5 protein-coding genes are annotated in these 15,739 nt (G+C 73.9%); 4 read left to right on the forward strand and 1 reads right to left on the reverse strand.

Annotated elements, in window-relative coordinates; translation table 11 throughout:
* The first annotated feature begins 59 nt into the window (after nucleotides 1–59).
* Both BGK67_RS29520 and BGK67_RS29525 read left to right on the forward strand, forming a co-directional pair.
* A complete protein-coding gene (locus BGK67_RS29520) occupies nucleotides 60–10,964 on the forward strand; it encodes a non-ribosomal peptide synthetase (protein ID WP_069922933.1) in 10,905 nt (3,634 codons plus the stop codon).
* A complete protein-coding gene (locus BGK67_RS29525; protein ID WP_069922934.1) occupies nucleotides 10,951–12,681 on the forward strand; it encodes an ABC transporter transmembrane domain-containing protein in 1,731 nt (576 codons plus the stop codon). The genes BGK67_RS29520 and BGK67_RS29525 overlap by 14 nt, the downstream gene beginning before the upstream one ends.
* 11 nt (nucleotides 12,682–12,692) lie before the next feature.
* Here the strand turns inward: BGK67_RS29525 and BGK67_RS29530 are convergent, their stop codons facing one another.
* Nucleotides 12,693–13,811 (reverse strand): alpha/beta hydrolase-fold protein, encoded by a 1,119-nt coding sequence (locus BGK67_RS29530; protein ID WP_069922935.1) that lies wholly within the window; start codon nucleotides 13,809–13,811, stop codon nucleotides 12,693–12,695.
* A gap of 93 nt (nucleotides 13,812–13,904) precedes the next feature.
* Here BGK67_RS29530 and BGK67_RS29535 point away from each other — a divergent pair, with 93 nt between their 5' ends.
* Both BGK67_RS29535 and BGK67_RS29540 read left to right on the forward strand, forming a co-directional pair.
* Complete coding sequence (locus BGK67_RS29535) at nucleotides 13,905–14,117, forward strand: MbtH family protein (protein WP_069922936.1); 213 nt, start codon at nucleotides 13,905–13,907, stop codon at nucleotides 14,115–14,117.
* 38 nt (nucleotides 14,118–14,155) lie between these two features.
* Nucleotides 14,156–15,733, forward strand: a complete 1,578-nt coding sequence (locus tag BGK67_RS29540) for an amidohydrolase (RefSeq protein ID WP_069922937.1) — start codon at nucleotides 14,156–14,158, stop codon at nucleotides 15,731–15,733.
* Nucleotides 15,734–15,739 lie beyond the last annotated feature (6 nt).

A 15,739-nucleotide genomic window follows, 5' to 3' on the forward strand; every position in this document is an offset into this window, starting at 1 on the left:
CCGGTCCGCGCTCATTCACATGGTCAATTCATGATTCTGGAAAGGGCGTTGAGTCTTCGATGACGGAATCGAGCGCTCGTCTCGTGCGGCTTTCTCCCACACGCCTGGCAGGCGTGCGGCGCCGGACAGGTGACTACTCCGACAGGACCATCGCCCGGGCGTGCTCCATCGGGCTGTCCTACTGGGCCACGGGCCGCAGCCCCGAGGGCATGGACCTCACCTCCGGCACCCTGTTCGCCGACGTCCTCGGCTGGGTCGACAGCGGAGGCGCCGGCCCGGCCGGATGGGAGGTCGGTGCGGACGGCCGGAGCATCACCGTCCCGGACGGCGTCGCACCGGCCGACGCGCAGCTCGCCCTCGACGACCTGGCCGACTTCCCGGACCGGTCCCTCGCCACCATCGGCCCGTCCAGCGTGGCGGCGAGGCTGGAGACCCTTGCCGAGTGGAACGCCACCGACGCGCAGCGGGTTCGCCCGACCATTGTGGAGCTGTTCCGCGAGCAGGCCCGGACCAGGCCGGACGCCGTTGCCGTCGTCGACGAACACCGCTCACTGACCTATGGTCAGGCTGCCGAGGTCTCCAGCCAGTTGGCCCACCACCTGATCGAGCGCGGCATCACCTCGGAACAGGTCGTCGGCATCTCGCTGGGCCGCTCCGCCGACATGGTGATCGGCTTGCTCGCCGTGCTCCAGGCCGGCGCCGCCTTCGTCCCCCTCGACCCGCAGTGGCCGGCCGCGCGCCGATCCGTCGTCATCGACGACGCGCGTGTCGTCCTCCAGCTCAACGGCTCCGGCGACCACGACCCGGCCGAACCCGAAGCCGTGGCCGTGGACCTCGGCGACTGGCGGTTCGGCTCCTACCCCGGCGGGGGGACCGGGATCACCGTCCCCGGCGACGCCCTCGCCTACGTGATCTTCACGTCCGGTTCGACCGGCCGCCCCAAGGGCGCCATGATCCGCCACGAGGCGATCAGCGAACGCCTGCTGTGGCAGGTCGACGAGATCCTGGGCTTCGGCCACGACGACGCCTCCCTGTTCAAGGCGCCGCTGTCCTTCGACATCTCCATCAACGAGATCTTCCTGCCGCTGGTGTCCGGAGCGAGGCTGGTGGTCCTGCGGCCCGGCGGCGAGCGAGACCCGCACCACCTGCTGAGCGTGATCGCCGAGCAGCGGGTGACCTTCACCTACCTGGTGTCCTCCATGCTCGACGTGCTGCTGGAGATGGCGGGCGGCTCCGGGCGGCTGGACAGCCTGCGGCACGTGTGGTGCGGCGGCGAGGTGCTGACCCCGGAACTGTACGAGCGGTTCCGCGCCCGCCTCGACATACCCATGTACCACGGCTACGGGCCGGCCGAGACGACGATCGGCGTCTCGCACGTCATCTACCGGGGCGCCGCTGAGCGCATGTCCACCTCGATCGGCAGGGCCAACCCCAACACCCAGCTGTACGTGCTGGACGAGGAACTGCGCCCGGTCCCGGTCGGAGTCGGCGGAGAGCTGTACGTGGGGGGCTTCCTGCTCGGCCGCGGATACGTGAACGCCCCCGGCCTGACCGCATCCCGGTTCGTCGCCAACCCCTTCGCGGCCGACGGTTCCCGGCTCTACCGGACCGGCGACCTCGCCCGGTTCGCCCCGGACGGATCCCTGGACTTCCTCGGCCGCGCCGACAACCAGATCAAGATCCGCGGCATGCGGCTGGAACTCGAGGACGTCGAGGCCGGTCTCGCGGAACACCCCGGCGTGCGGCACACCTGCGTCGTCGCGCGGAAGAACGCCGCCGGCGGCACTTACCTGGCGGGGTACGTGATCCCGGCCGCTGGCAGCGAGGACCTGCGGGCGGACGAGGTCAAGGCGTGGGCCGCCGGGCACATGGTGGAGTACATGGTGCCCGCCCACATCGTCGTGATGAAGGAGTTCCCGCTCACCGCGAACGGGAAGCTCGACCGCGGCGCGCTGCCGGAACCCGAGATCGGGACGGGCACGCTGGTCGCGCCGGCCACCGAGAACGAACGCCTGGTCTGCGCCGCCGTCGCGGGGCTCCTGCGCCTGGACGAGGTGGGCGTCGACCAGGACTTCTTCCAGCTCGGCGGAGACAGCATCCTGGCGATCTCGCTGCTGAGCGCGCTGCGCGAGGTCGGCCTGCACGTCACGGCGCGGCAGATCTTCACCCACAGCGTCGTCGGGGCGCTGGCGGCGGTGGCCGGCCGGGAGGGCGCCGCCGCGGTGGACCACGCCGACGTCGCGACCGGTTCCGTCGTGGGATCCCCCATCGTGCAGTGGCTGGGCGAGACCACCGACGCGATCGAGGGCTTCGTGCAGTCGGTGGTGCTGAACACCCCGGCGGACCTGACCGCCGAAGCCCTCGACGCGATCCTCACCGCCCTCGTCGCACGGCACGACATGCTGCGCGCCAAGCTGGTGCGCGGCCACCGCTGGAGCTTCGAGATCCCGGAGGCGGGCGGGGCCGCCCCGCCGTGGCAGGAGAGCGACGGGCCGCTCGACGCCTGCGTCGCGCTCGCCACGGCCGGGCTGGACCCCGCGGGCGGCGAGATGCTGCGCGCCGTCTGGCGCCGCACGGCACGCCAACTGGTCCTGGTCGCCCACCACGTGGTGATCGACGGCGTGTCCTGGCGGATCCTGCGGGAGGACCTCGCCACGGCGTGGCGGCAGTACGCCGCGGGCACGCCGGTCGAACTGCCCCCGGCGGGCACGTCGTTCCGCCGGTGGACGCAGCTGCTGGAGCGCGCCGTGTTCGACGCGGACCGCCCCCACTACCTGCGCCCCCTGCCCGGTGCGGACGCACCCGTGGGCCGGCGCGCGCCGAGCGCGGCGGACACCGTCGCCCGGGAGCGCACGACGACCGTCACCGTCGGCCCCGGGACCACGGCCGCGCTGCTCGGCGAGATCCCCGCGAAGTTCCACGCGGGCGTCAACGACGTGCTGCTGACCGCGCTGGCCGTCACCCTCGGCCGCCGGCACCGCGACCTCGGGCGGGACCAGACGTTCGCGCACGTCGAGCTGGAGGGCCACGGCCGCGAAGCACGGTTCGTGGCGGACTCCGCCGGCTTCGAACCGGACCTGTCGCGGACCGTGGGCTGGTTCACCACCCTCTTCCCGGTGACCGTGGACCCCGGCCCGGCGGCCGACCCCACCGACCCGCGATACCTCGCCGCCGCCCTCAAGGCGGTCAAGGAAGACCTCGCCCGCGTGCCCTCGGGCGGCCTGTCCTACGGCGCCCTGCGCTACCTCACCGGCGTCCCGTTCGACGCGCCCGCGCCCCAGGTGCTGTTCAACTACCTGGGCCGGTTCGACGCCGGAGCCGCAGGCGAGTGGGAACTCGCGGGAACCACCGGCCAGTTGGGCGAGAAGCGCGATCCGAGGATGCGGCTGCCGCGCGCCCTGGAGTTCAACGCTATCGCCGAACCCGACGCGTCCGGCGCGTACGAACTGGTCACCACCGTCTCCTGGCCCGACGGGATGTTCACCGACGAGGACATCGCGGCCGTCTGCGGATACTTCCGCGAGGCCCTGACCGGGCTGGCCGCACTGGACGGCGGCGGCCACTCGCCCAGCGACTTCCCACTGGCGGCGCTCACCCAGGCCGACGTCGACGACCTCGACGGCCCGGCGCTGCGGGACGTCCTGCCGCTGACCCCGCTGCAGGAGGGCCTGTACTTCCACTCGGTGTTCGACGACGACTCGGCGGGCAGCTACGTCGAGCAGCAACTGCTGACGATGGACGGGGAGGTGGACGCCGACCGGCTCGCGGCGGCGGCCACCCGCCTGCTCACGCTGTTCCCGAACCTGGCCGCGCGGTTCACCGCACTCGCCGACGGGCGGGTGGTCTCCGTACTGGAAAGCGGTGTGCGGGCCCCCTTCACCACGCTGGAGCGCCCCGGTATCACCGACGAGGAGATCCGCGAGCTCGCCGAGCGCGACCGCCGCGCCGGCTTCGACCTGGCCACCGGCCCGCTGATGCGGTACACGCTCATCCGCGCGGGCTCGGGGCGCACCGTCCTGGTGCAGACCGTCCACCACATCATCGCCGACGGCTGGTCGGTGCCGCCGATGCTGCGGGCCCTGCTGGCCGAGTACCACGCGCCGGGCTCCGGCCACCCGCTCGGCGGCTTCGCCGACTACGTCCGCCGGCTCGCCGGACGTGACGAGGACGAGAGCGACCGCGTCTGGCGCGAGGAGCTCGCCGGCCTGCCGGGCCCCTCGCTGGTCGCCGAGGGGCACACCCCCTCCGACCGCTTCGCCGACACCGCCGTGGAGCCGGCCGACGACATCGACGCGGCCGCCCGGTCGGCGGGAGTTCCGCTGAGCGTGGCCGTGCACAGTGCCTGGGCGGTGACGCTGGGCGGCGTCCTGCAGGGCAGGGACCTCGTGTTCGGCTCCACGGTGTCCGGGCGGGACGTGGACGTCCCCGGCATCGAGGACATGGTGGGCCTGTTCATCAACACGATCCCCGTGCGCGCCCGGTGGAGCGGGACCACCACCGCCCGGGACCTGCTCGCCGCCGTGCGCGGACACCAGAGCGCGGTCCTGGCGCACCAGCACGTCTCGCTGGCGCGCATCGGCCGGCACGTCGGGGCCGGACCGCTCTTCGACACGCTGGTCGTCTTCGACGTCGCGACCGATGTGGCCGGCCTGCGCCGGCCCGGCCACACGCTCGCCGTCACCGGCATCGAGAACGAGGGCGCCCCGCACTACCCGCTGACGCTCGTGGTGGAGCGCGCGGCCGACGGCCGCCCCCGCTTCAACCTGATCTACGACGGCGCGCTGATACGGGAGGCGGGCGCCCGCGCACTCCTGGAGACCTTCACCCGCACCCTCACCGGCCTGCTCACCCGGCCGGACGCCCTCGTCGAGGACCTGGCGCGGGGCGCCGCCCGGCCCGCGCACACCGCCCCGGTGACCCTGGGCGCCCTCTTCGACGCCGCCGCCCGCCGGGACCCGGCCAGGACCGCGGTCACCCAGTGCGCCCTCGACGGCGCCACCCGGTCCCTGACCTACGGTGAACTGGCCGCGGCCAAGGACGAGCTGGCCGCCGTCCTGCGCGCGGCCGGCGTCGGCCCGGGCGAACGGGTCGCCGTCGCCGTGCCCCGCTGCGTCGAGCAGGTCGTCGCCCTGGTCGCGACCGTGAGCGCGGGCGGAGCGTACGTCCCGCTGGACCTCGCCTACCCGGACGACCGGCTGGAGTACGTCCTCGCCGACTCCGCGCCGCGGGTCGTGCTCGTCGAGCGCGAGCACCGGGACCGCTTCACCCGCCTGCTGGACCGGGCGGGGGTGCCGGCCCGGGTAGTCGTGCGGGGCGACGAGCTGCCCCGGGACGACAGCCCCGCCGCGACCGACTGGCACGATCCCGCCTACGTGATCTACACCTCCGGCTCGACCGGCAGGCCCAAGGGCGTGGTCGTCCCGCACTCCAGCGTGGTGTCGCTGCTCGCGAACACCCGGCCCGCCATGGACTTCGGTCCGCGGGACGTGTGGGTCCAGTTCCACTCGTACTCCTTCGACTTCGCGGTCTGGGAGCTGTGGGGCGCACTGGCGCACGGCGGTGAGCTGCTGGTGCCGGAGTACGGGCTGACCCGCTCCCCGGTGGACTTCCACCGGCTGGTGCGCGAGCGCGGGGTCACCGTGCTCAACCAGACCCCCTCCGCCTTCTACCAGTTCGCCGAAGCCGACCGGCAGGCGGGCGAGCCGCTGCCCGCCCTGCGGCGCATCGTCTTCGGGGGCGAGGCGCTCGACCTCGGACGGCTGCGCGACTGGGTCGGGCGGCACGGCGCCGCCGCGCCCGAGCTGGTCAACATGTACGGCATCACCGAGACCACCGTCCACGTCACCCACCGGGTCCTGACCGAAGAGGACTTCGCCGCCGGCGACGACGTCAGCCCGATCGGCGGGCCGATCCCCGGGCTCGCCGCCTACCTGCTCGACGAGCGGCTGCGGCCCGTGCCGCCCGGCCGGGTCGGTGCCATCTACGTCGCCGGCGACCAGGTGTCGCTCGGCTACCTGGGCCGGCCGGCCCTGACCGCGGGCCGGTTCGTGGCGGACCCGTTCGCGGCCGACGGCTCCCGGATGTACCACAGCGGCGACCTCGCCCGCCGGACGCTCGACGGCGGGCTGGAGTTCGTCGGCCGCGCCGACGACCAGGTGCAGCTCAAGGGCTTCCGGGTCGAGCTCGGCGAGGTGGAGTCCGCGATCAGGGAGCTCGACGGCGTGGTCGACGCGGCCGTGACCGTGGCGGACAGCGGCGACCACCTGGTCGCGCACGTCGTGGGCCGGGCGCCCGCGGACCTCGCCGGCCCGCTGTCGGCGAAGCTGCCCGCGCACATGGTGCCCGGCCGGGTGCTGGAGGCGCAGGCCCTGCCGCTGACGGTCAACGGGAAACTGGACCGCGAGGCGCTGGCCGAACGGGCCGGCGCGCTTCCCCAGGAGCGGCTCCCCGAGGAGCACGGGGAGGCCGTCGCGGCGACCGGCTCCGCGATCGCCGTGCTGGTGGACGTCTTCACGCAGACCCTGCCCGGCGCCGCCGTGGACGGTGACTGCGACTTCTTCCGGGCCGGGGGCGACAGCATCCTCGCCATCGCCCTGGTGAACCGGGCCAGGGCGCTCGGCCTCCCCATCGCCCCGCGGGACGTGTTCCTGCTCAAGACCCCGCGCGCGCTCGCCGAGCACCTGGCGACGAGCACACCGCGGCCCGCCGCCGCCGCACCGGCCCCCCGCGATGACGGCCCGCTGACACCGACCCCGATCATCCTGCGCCGGCGCGAACTGGGCGGCTGTCTCCACCGGTTCGCCCAGGCCAGGACCTTGGTGGCACCCGAGGGCGCCACCTTCGCCGACGTCCGGCGCGCCGCGGACGCCGTCCTCGCCGCCCACCCGGTGCTGCGGCTGCGGCTGCGCGTCGAACACGGGGCGTGGGCCCTGAGCACCGAACCCGACCGCGAGGCCGCCGTCGTGCGGACCGACGCGGCCGACGCGACGGCCGCGGCGAACGAGGCCGCCGGACGGCTCGACCCCGAGGCGGGCGAGGTCATCGCCTTCTCGTGGCTGGAGGAGAGCCGCACCCTCGTCGTCACCGTGCACCACCTCGCCGTGGACTCGGTGTCCTGGCTGATCCTGCTCGACGACCTGGCCGCCGCCCTGCGCGGGAGCACCCTGCCGCCGCCCACCACCTCCTACGCCGAGTACGCGGCGGCCCTGGCCGACCCGTCCGCCCACACCCTCGCCGACCTCGGCCACTGGGCCGACACGCTCCAGGCACCCCCGCTCACCCGCGCCCTGGAGGAACTGCGCGAGACCACGGTCGTACTCCCGCCGGCCGCGAGCGACCTGGTGACGCGCACCGCGCCCGCCGCACTCGGCGTCGGCCTCACCGAGCTGCTGTGCGGCGCGCTGCGCACGGCCCTGACCGGCATCCAGGCCACGCCCGGCGACCTGGCGATCGACCTGGAGCGGCACGGCCGGGTCCCGGCACTGCCCCACCACGACTACAGCCGCACGGTCGGCTGGTTCACCTCCATCGCACCCGTGCGGCTCACGGCGCACACCGATCCCGTCGCGGCCGCCCGCGAGGTCGCCGCACGCCAGCCCGACGAGCACGCACACGTCGGCTACGGTCGGCTCCGGTACCTCAACCCGCAGACGGCCCCGCTGCTCGGCGCCCGGCCGCAGGTGCTGTTCAACTACCTGGGCCGGGGCGGCGAGTCGCAGGTGCCGCACATCACCGGCGGCGACCCCGGCAGCCCGTACGCCGTAGAGGTCAACGCGTGGACCGAAGCGGCCACCGGCAGCCTGCACGCGGCCTTCACCCTCGCCGAGGGCGTCCCCGACGAGATCACCGACCACTGGCGCGGCGCACTGGAACGCCTCGCCGACGCCGCCACGACGGCCGAACGGACGGCTCCGGTCACCCCGCTCCAGCGCGGCCTGTTCTTCCAGGCCCAGATGGCGGGCCCAGCCGGACACTACGTCGCGCAGAGCTGGTTCACCTTCGACCGGCGCCTGGACACCGAGGCGCTGGCCGACGCGATGGCGTGGGTGATCGCGCGGCACCCGGTCGTCGGCGCCGGCTTCACCACCGACGACGACGGCAACGCGGTCCAGGTCCTCGCGGCCGGCCGGCGGGTCGGCGTCCGCACGCTCACCCTGCGGACGCGGGAAGAGGTCGACGACCTGCTCGCCCGCGACCGCGACACGGGATTCGACCCGGACCGGCCGCCGCTGATCCGGCTGACCGTGGTGCGCCTGCCCGGCGACCGCGACGGCCTGCTGCTCAGCTACCACCTGCTGCTGTGGGACGGCTGGTCCCGCGAGATCGTGCTGCGGGACCTGTTCGACGCCTACCAGGCCGCGCTGGCCGGCGAGTTGGCGCCGACGGCCGCGGCCACCCCCGGCTTCGAGGACTACGCCCGCGCACTCGACGCCAAGGACTCCGCCGCCTCGGAGCGCTTCTGGGCGGAGCACCTGGCCGGCCTCGCGGGCCCCACCCTGCTCGCCGGACCTGCGCCGCTCCTCGTCGACGACCTGCCGCGCACGCTCGTGCACACGCTCCCCGCCGAGCAGTCGGACCTGCTCCGGGACACGGCCAGGGCGCACGGCGTCACCCTGAACTCGGTGCTGACCGGCGCGTTCGGCCTGCTCCTCGGCGCGCGCACGGGCCGCGCCGACGCCGTGTTCGGCGTCACCGTCTCGGGCCGCGAGGGCGAGGGCCTGTCCGACATCGTCGGAGTGCTGCTCAACACCGTGCCCTTGTGGACGCGGCCCAGGCCGGACGACACGGTCCGCGACTACCTCTCGGCCGTGCAGGACGCCAGGGTCGCGGCGATGGAGCACGAGCACCTGGGGCTCGGCGAGATCCAGCGTGCCAGCGGCCACGACACCCTCTTCGACAACCTGTTCGTGCTCCAGAACTTCCTGGACATGGACGCCTTCGCCGCGATGAACGCCCGCCACGGCATCACCGCGGTGCGCGCCGACGACTCCACGCACTACCCGTTCACCTGGGTCGTCACCCCCGGAGAGCGTCTCACCGTCAAGCTGGAGTACCGCGACCACGACACCGCGGCCGCCCGGCGGCTCCTGGACGACTACCTGCGCGTGCTCGACGGCCTGGCCCGCTCCACCGGCCCGGTGGGCGCGCTGCCGGGCCTGGCCCCGCGGCCCGGATCCGCCGGGCGCACGGACATCGGAACGGACACCGTCGTCGACCGGTTCGACCGGGCGGCCGACCGGGACCCGCGGCGGGTCGCGCTCGTCGCCCACGGCCGGACCATGACCTTCGGCCTGCTCAGGGACCGCAGCCGCGCGGTGGCGGGTGTGCTGGCCCGGCGCGGCATCGGCCCCGAGAAGACCGTGGCCCTCGCGATCCCGCGCTCCCTCGACTCGATCGTGGCGCTGTTCGCGGTCCTGCGCACCGGCGCCGCCTACGTGCCGCTGGAACTGGACCACCCGGACGAGCGGATCGCCGCGATCGTCGCGGACGCCCGCCCCGACGTCATCCTCACCGTGAGCGAGGTGTCGCCCCGGCTGTCCGGCGAACTGATCGAGCTGGACCGGCCGCTGCCCGAGGCCGAGCCGTTCACCACCTACGCCCCCGACGACCCGGACCGCCTGCGGCACCCCGCCTACACGATCTACACGTCCGGATCCACCGGGCGGCCCAAGGGCGTGGTGACCGAGTACGCCGGACTCACCAACATGCTCGTCAACCACCAGCGCCGGATCTTCGAACCGGTGCTGGCCGAGCACGGCCACCGCGGCTTCCGCATCGCGCACACCGTGTCGTTCGCCTTCGACATGTCCTGGGAGGAGCTCCTGTGGCTCGCCGACGGCCACGAGGTGCACATCTGCGACGAGGAACTGCGCCGCGACGCCCCCCGGCTGGTCGCGTACTGCGTCGAGCACGGGATCGACGTCATCAACGTGACCCCGACCTACGCACAGCAGCTGGTGGCCGAAGGCCTCCTGGACGATCCCGCACGGCGCCCCGCCCTCGTCCTGCTGGGCGGCGAGGCGGTCACCCCCACGCTGTGGCAGCGGCTCGCCGAGACCGAGGGCACGGTCGGCTACAACTTGTACGGGCCCACCGAATACACCATCAACACCCTCGGCGTCGGCACCTTCGAGTGCGAGGACCCGGTGGTGGGCGTGGCCATCGACAACACGGACGTGTACGTGCTGGACCCATGGCTGCGCCCGCTGCCGGACGGGGTCCCGGGCGAGCTGTACGTGGCGGGCATCGGCATCGCGCGCGGCTACCTGGGGCAGCCCGCCCAGACGGCGGACCGGTTCGTCGCCTGCCCGTTCGGCGTGCCCGGCGAGCGGATGTACCGCACCGGGGACCTGGTGGCCCGGCGGCCCGACGGGAACCTGGTGTACCTGGGCCGCACCGACCAGCAGGTCAAGATCCGCGGCCACCGCGTCGAACCGGGCGAGGTCGAGGCCGCGTTCGCCGCGCACCCGGCGGTGCGGTTCGTCGCCGCGGTCGCCCAGCCCGACCCGCAGGTGGACGGTGCCCACCGGCTGGCGGCCTACCTCGTACTGGACGGCGCCGAACTCGCGGAGGTCGCCGGCGCCGTGGGGGCCGCGCTGCCGGACTTCCTGCGTCCGACGCACTACGCCCGGGTCGACGCCATCCCGCTCACGGTGAACGGGAAGGCTGACACGAAGGCGCTGCCGGAGGCCAGGCCGCTCGGCGCGCTGACCACCGCGGGGGAGCGCGGCCCGCAGACGGAGACCGAGCAGGCGGTGTGCGAGTTCTTCGCGGAGGCACTGGACCTGGACGACGACGAGGTGAGCGCGGTGAGCGATTTCGTGTCCCTCGGCGGACACTCCATGCTGGCGGTGCGGCTGATCGGGCTGCTCCGCCGCGAGTACGGTCCTGTGATCACGATCCGTGATCTGTTCATGCTGCGAACCCCGGAAGCGATTGCCCGTCACCTCGATGAAAACTCCTGACGCGAAGCGGCCCCCTCTGGGGGCACCCCCGGCGGCAGCCGGGGGAGGGTCCGACATCCTGCGCACCGCCCTGCGCCGCAACATCGGCGCCATGGCCGGGGGCACCGTCCTCATGGGCCTCTACCAGGCCGGTGAGACCGCCTTCCCGATCGCGCTCGGCCTGATCGTCGAGCACACGATGCGAGGGGAGCGCAGCCTCGGCGCGCTCGCCCTGTCGATCGCCGCCCTGGCCGTGATCATCACGACGGTCTCCCTGTCGTGGCGGTTCGGCATGCGCATCCTGCAGAAGGCCAACACCACCGAGGCGCACCGCTGGCGGGTCAAGGTCGCGGACTGCGGGCTCCAGCCGGTGGCCAGGGACGTCGACCTCAAGTCCGGCGAGGTCCTGACCATCGCCACCGAGGACGCCGACCAGACGGCCGACATCATCGAGGTGGTGCCGCTGCTGGTCAGTTCGCTGGTCGCGGTACTGGTCGCGGCGGTCGCGCTCGGGCTGGCCGACCTCCGGCTCGGCCTGCTCGTGATCGTGGGAACCGCCCTGATCCTGTCGGTCCTGAGCGTGATGTCCAGGCGGATCGGCTCCAGCACCCGCGAACAGCAGGCCAGGGTGGCCCGGGCGGGCGCGAAGGTCGCCGACCTGATCACCGGCCTGCGCCCGCTGCACGGCTTCGGCGGCAACCACGCGGCCTTCCGCTCCTATCGGAAGGTCAGCACCGAGGCGAAGCGGCAGGCCGTCACGGTGGCGGTGGCGAACGGTGCGTACGCGGGCACCGCCATGGCCCTCAACGCCGCCCTCGCCGCCGCCGTGACCCTGACGGCGGGATGGCTGGCCTTCGACGGCAGGATCACCATCGGGGAACTCGTCATGGCCGTCGGGCTGGCGCAGTTCATCATGGAACCGCTCAGGATGTTCTCGGACATGCCCAAGTACGTGATGATGGCGCGCGCCTCGGCCGAGCGGATGGCCCTGGTGCTGGTCGCGCCGCCCGCCACGACCCCCGGCCCGGAGCGTCCGGCCGAGGGCGGGGACCTCGAGCTCGACTGCGTCCGGTACGGAACCCTGCGCGCGCTGAAGTTCCAGGTGGCCGGCGGCGAGTTCGTGGCGGTCGCCGCCTACCAGCCGCGTGCGGCGGCGGACCTCGCCGCGGTCCTGTCCTTGAAGGTGCCGCCCGAGGCGTACGAGGGCGCGGTGCGGATCAGCGGGCAGGAGATCGCCGAGCTGTCGGTCGAGGCGGTCCGCGCGCACATGCTGGTCAACCCGTACGACGCGGAGATCTTCGCGGGCACCCTCCGCACGAACATCGACCCGTCGGGCACCAGCGGATCGGTGGACGAGGCCGTCGAGGCCTCCATGCTGACCGATGTCGTCGCCCTGCACCGCGAGGGACTGGACCACGCGGTCCGCGACCGCGGCGCGAACCTCTCCGGCGGGCAGCGCCAGCGGCTTTCCCTGGCCCGCGCCCTGGCCGCCGACACCGACGTCCTCGTCCTGCACGATCCGACGACGGCGGTGGACGCGGTCACCGAGCAGCTCATCGCGCGCAACATCGCCGCACTGCGCCGGGGCCGCACCACCCTCGTGATCACCAGCAGCCCGGCCCTGCTGGACGCGGCCGACCGCGTCCTCGTCCTGGACGACGGCGTCGTCACCGCCGAGGACACCCACCGCAACCTCCTCGCGACGGACGAGGCCTACTGCCGGTCCGTGGCCCGCTGAGCCGCTGCGGCCTAGCCGAGTGCCCAGGCCACGTCGCGGAGCAGGGCGTGGCGCCAGCCCGCCCGGTCGTGGCCCGAGGGGGAGCGGGAGACCCGGACGGTCGCGCCGGCCTGCGCGGTCAGGGTCTCGACCTGTTCGCAGTGGGGGAGCATCCGGGTCTCGTGTTCCCCCACGTCGAAGGCGATCCGCAGGCCGGACGGGGCGGGGCGCTCCCGCAGCCGCGCGGCGAGGGCGCCGCCGGCCGGGCCGCCGGGGGGGTCCGCACGGTCCGATGCCCCGGGGGCCCACCAGAACGAGCCCGACTGGCAGGCCACCCGGGACACCAGGCCGGGGAACTCCAGCGCCGCGTACAGGGCGCTGAGCCCCCCGAGGCTCTGCCCGGCGACGACCAGCCGGTCCCCGTCCGCCGGCAGGCCGGTCCGTGCCACCAGCGGCAGCAGTTCGTCCCGTACCGCCTCCCACAGCGCGGGCCGGCACCCGAACTCGGCCTCCCGGTCGCGGACCGGCAGGAAGACGAGGGTGACGGGCGGCATCTCGCCGCCGGCGACGGCCGAGTCGAACGCGGTCATGGCCGGGTGCAGGTACAGCCAGTCGTCCCCGTCCAGCAGCAGGACCACCGGTCCGCCGCCGCCCGCGGGGTGGACCCGTACGGTGCGCCGCCCGCCGAGCCGCTCGCTGCTCCAGCGGACCCGGGCCCGGGGGAGGGGCAGCACGTCCGCGGCGCCGATGACGGGCCAGTGCGGCTGGGCCGGCGCGTCCGGGGTCGCTGCGATGGACCGGTCGCCGCCCGCCCCGGCCGGGTTGAACGGGTCGGCGTGCGCGGCCCCTTCGACGAGGAGCTGGTAGCTCACGCGCAGCCGCGCGGGCATGCGGACCTCGGCGTACCAGCAGTCCGTGCCGCCCCACCGGCGCAGGGGCACCGGCCCGGACCAGCTCTCGAAGCCGATGCTCGCCGCCGCGCCGCGCCACAGGAACAGGGTCGACCAGCCCCCGCCGTCGGCGGGAACCGACACCGGGGTCCGGGCTGCCGCCCAGAAGGCTTCGGTGCCGGGTGCGCCGGGCAGTCCGTATGCGGCGAAGGCGTGCTCCGTACCGGCTCCGCGGCCGGAGACGGGGTCGGTCAGGCGCATCGGGATCTCCTTGTGAGCGGCAAGGGGAAAGACTAAGCTCGTGCCAATTAGGCGAGGCTAACCTAATCTTGACGTTCCCGGGAGGCACCGACCGTGACCACCAACCCGTTCGACGACCCCGAAGGCCGCTTCCTCGTCCTCGCGAACGAGGAGGGGCAGCACTCCCTCTGGCCGTCCTTCGCCGCGGTGCCCGGAGGGTGGACGGTCGTCTTCGACGAGAACACCCGAGAGGCGTGCCTGGACTTCGTCGAGGCCAACTGGACCGACCTGCGGCCCCGTTCCCTCGCCCGGTCGACGGACGCCTGACCCCCGCCCCGCCGACGCCCCGGGGGAGGACACAGCCGATGCTCTGCACCAAGCTGACCAACGCCCGCTTCCTCACCATGGATCCGGACCATCCGGTCGCCCGCCAACTGGGCATCTGGCAGGGCCGAATCGTCGGCCTCGACGAGGCCGTTGCCGCCCTGCCCGCCCGCGAGGTGATCGACCTCCAGGGCGCCACCGTGCTGCCCGGCTTCATCGACGCCCACGTGCACCTGCCCTGGACCGGCTTCAAGCAGAACACCGCCAGCATCGCGGGCCGCACGCGGATCGACGACGCGCTCGCCGCCGTGGCGCGGGCCGTCGCCCGCAAGAACACGCCCGGCGCCTGGGTGAACATCGTCGGCTACGACCAGCGGGCGCTGGGCCGCCACCTCACCGCCGCCGACCTGGACAGCGTGAGCCAGGGGCACAAGCTGTACGTCCTGCACGACTCCGGGCACGGCTGCGTCGTCAACACCGCCGTCCTCGATCTGCTCCCCGCCGACGTGCCGCACGAGAACGGCTTCCTCGCCGAGGGCGCGATGGGCGCCGCCCGCGCCCTGCGACTGCCCTACTCCCAGGAGGAGCTGACCGAGGCGATCGGCCGCGCCGCCCGGACCTGCCTGGCCGAGGGCGTCACCGCCTGCGCCGAGGCGGGCATCGGGGGCGCCCTCTTCGGCCACAGCCCGGTCGAGCTGGGCGCCTACCAACACGCCCGCGAGAAAGGCCTGCTGCCGCTGCGGGTGCAGCTCATGGTCTCCGCGGACCGGCTGCGTACGGTCGAGGCCCACGAGTCCGATGGCATCCCCAAGGCCCTCGACCTCGGCCTGCGCACCGGCTTCGGCGACGACCGGCTCTCCGTCGGGGCGCTGAAGATCTTCACCGACGGCGGCATGATGGCCCGTACCGCGGCCCTCAGCGCCCCGTACGAGGGACTCGACCACGGCGGCCGGTTGCAGGACGACCCCGAGGTGCTCGCGCGGTCGATCGTGGACGGCCACCTCGCCGGCTGGCAGCTCGCCGTGCACGCCATCGGCGACCGCGCCGCCGACGTGGCCCTGGACGCCCTGGAACGGGCCCAGCGCCTGCGACCCCGTCCGGGCGCCCGGCACCGCATCGAGCACGCCGGCCTGATCCGCCCCGACCAGCTGCCGCGCATCGCCCGGCTGGGCGTCAGCGCGGTCGTCCAGCCCAACTTCCTGCGCTACTTCGGCGACGACTACGCGACGGTCATGGGCGCGGAGCGGGCGCCGTGGCTGTACCGCGGCCGGGCGTTCCTCGACCACGGCGTCACCCTGGTCGGCAGCTCAGACCGGCCGGTGACGGACGGCTCGCCGCTGCGGGCCGTCCAGTTCATGGTGGAGCGGGCCTCCGAGTCCGGCCGGCTGATCGGCCCGGACGAGGGCATCACCGTCGACGAGGCCCTGTACGCCTACACCGTCGCCGGGGCCTACGCGTGCCACTGGGAGGACAGCGCGGGCAGCCTCACCCCCGGCAAGCGGGCCGACCTGGTCGTGCTCGGCGACGACCCGCGGAGCGTCGAGGTCTCGCGCATCGGCGGCATCGAGGTGGCGGCCACGTACGTCGACGGCCGCGAGAGCGGAAAGCCGGCCGCGTAGGCCGAG

It is taken from the genome of Streptomyces subrutilus, assembly GCF_001746425.1.
Classification (GTDB): Bacteria; Actinomycetota; Actinomycetes; order Streptomycetales; family Streptomycetaceae; genus Streptomyces; species Streptomyces subrutilus_A.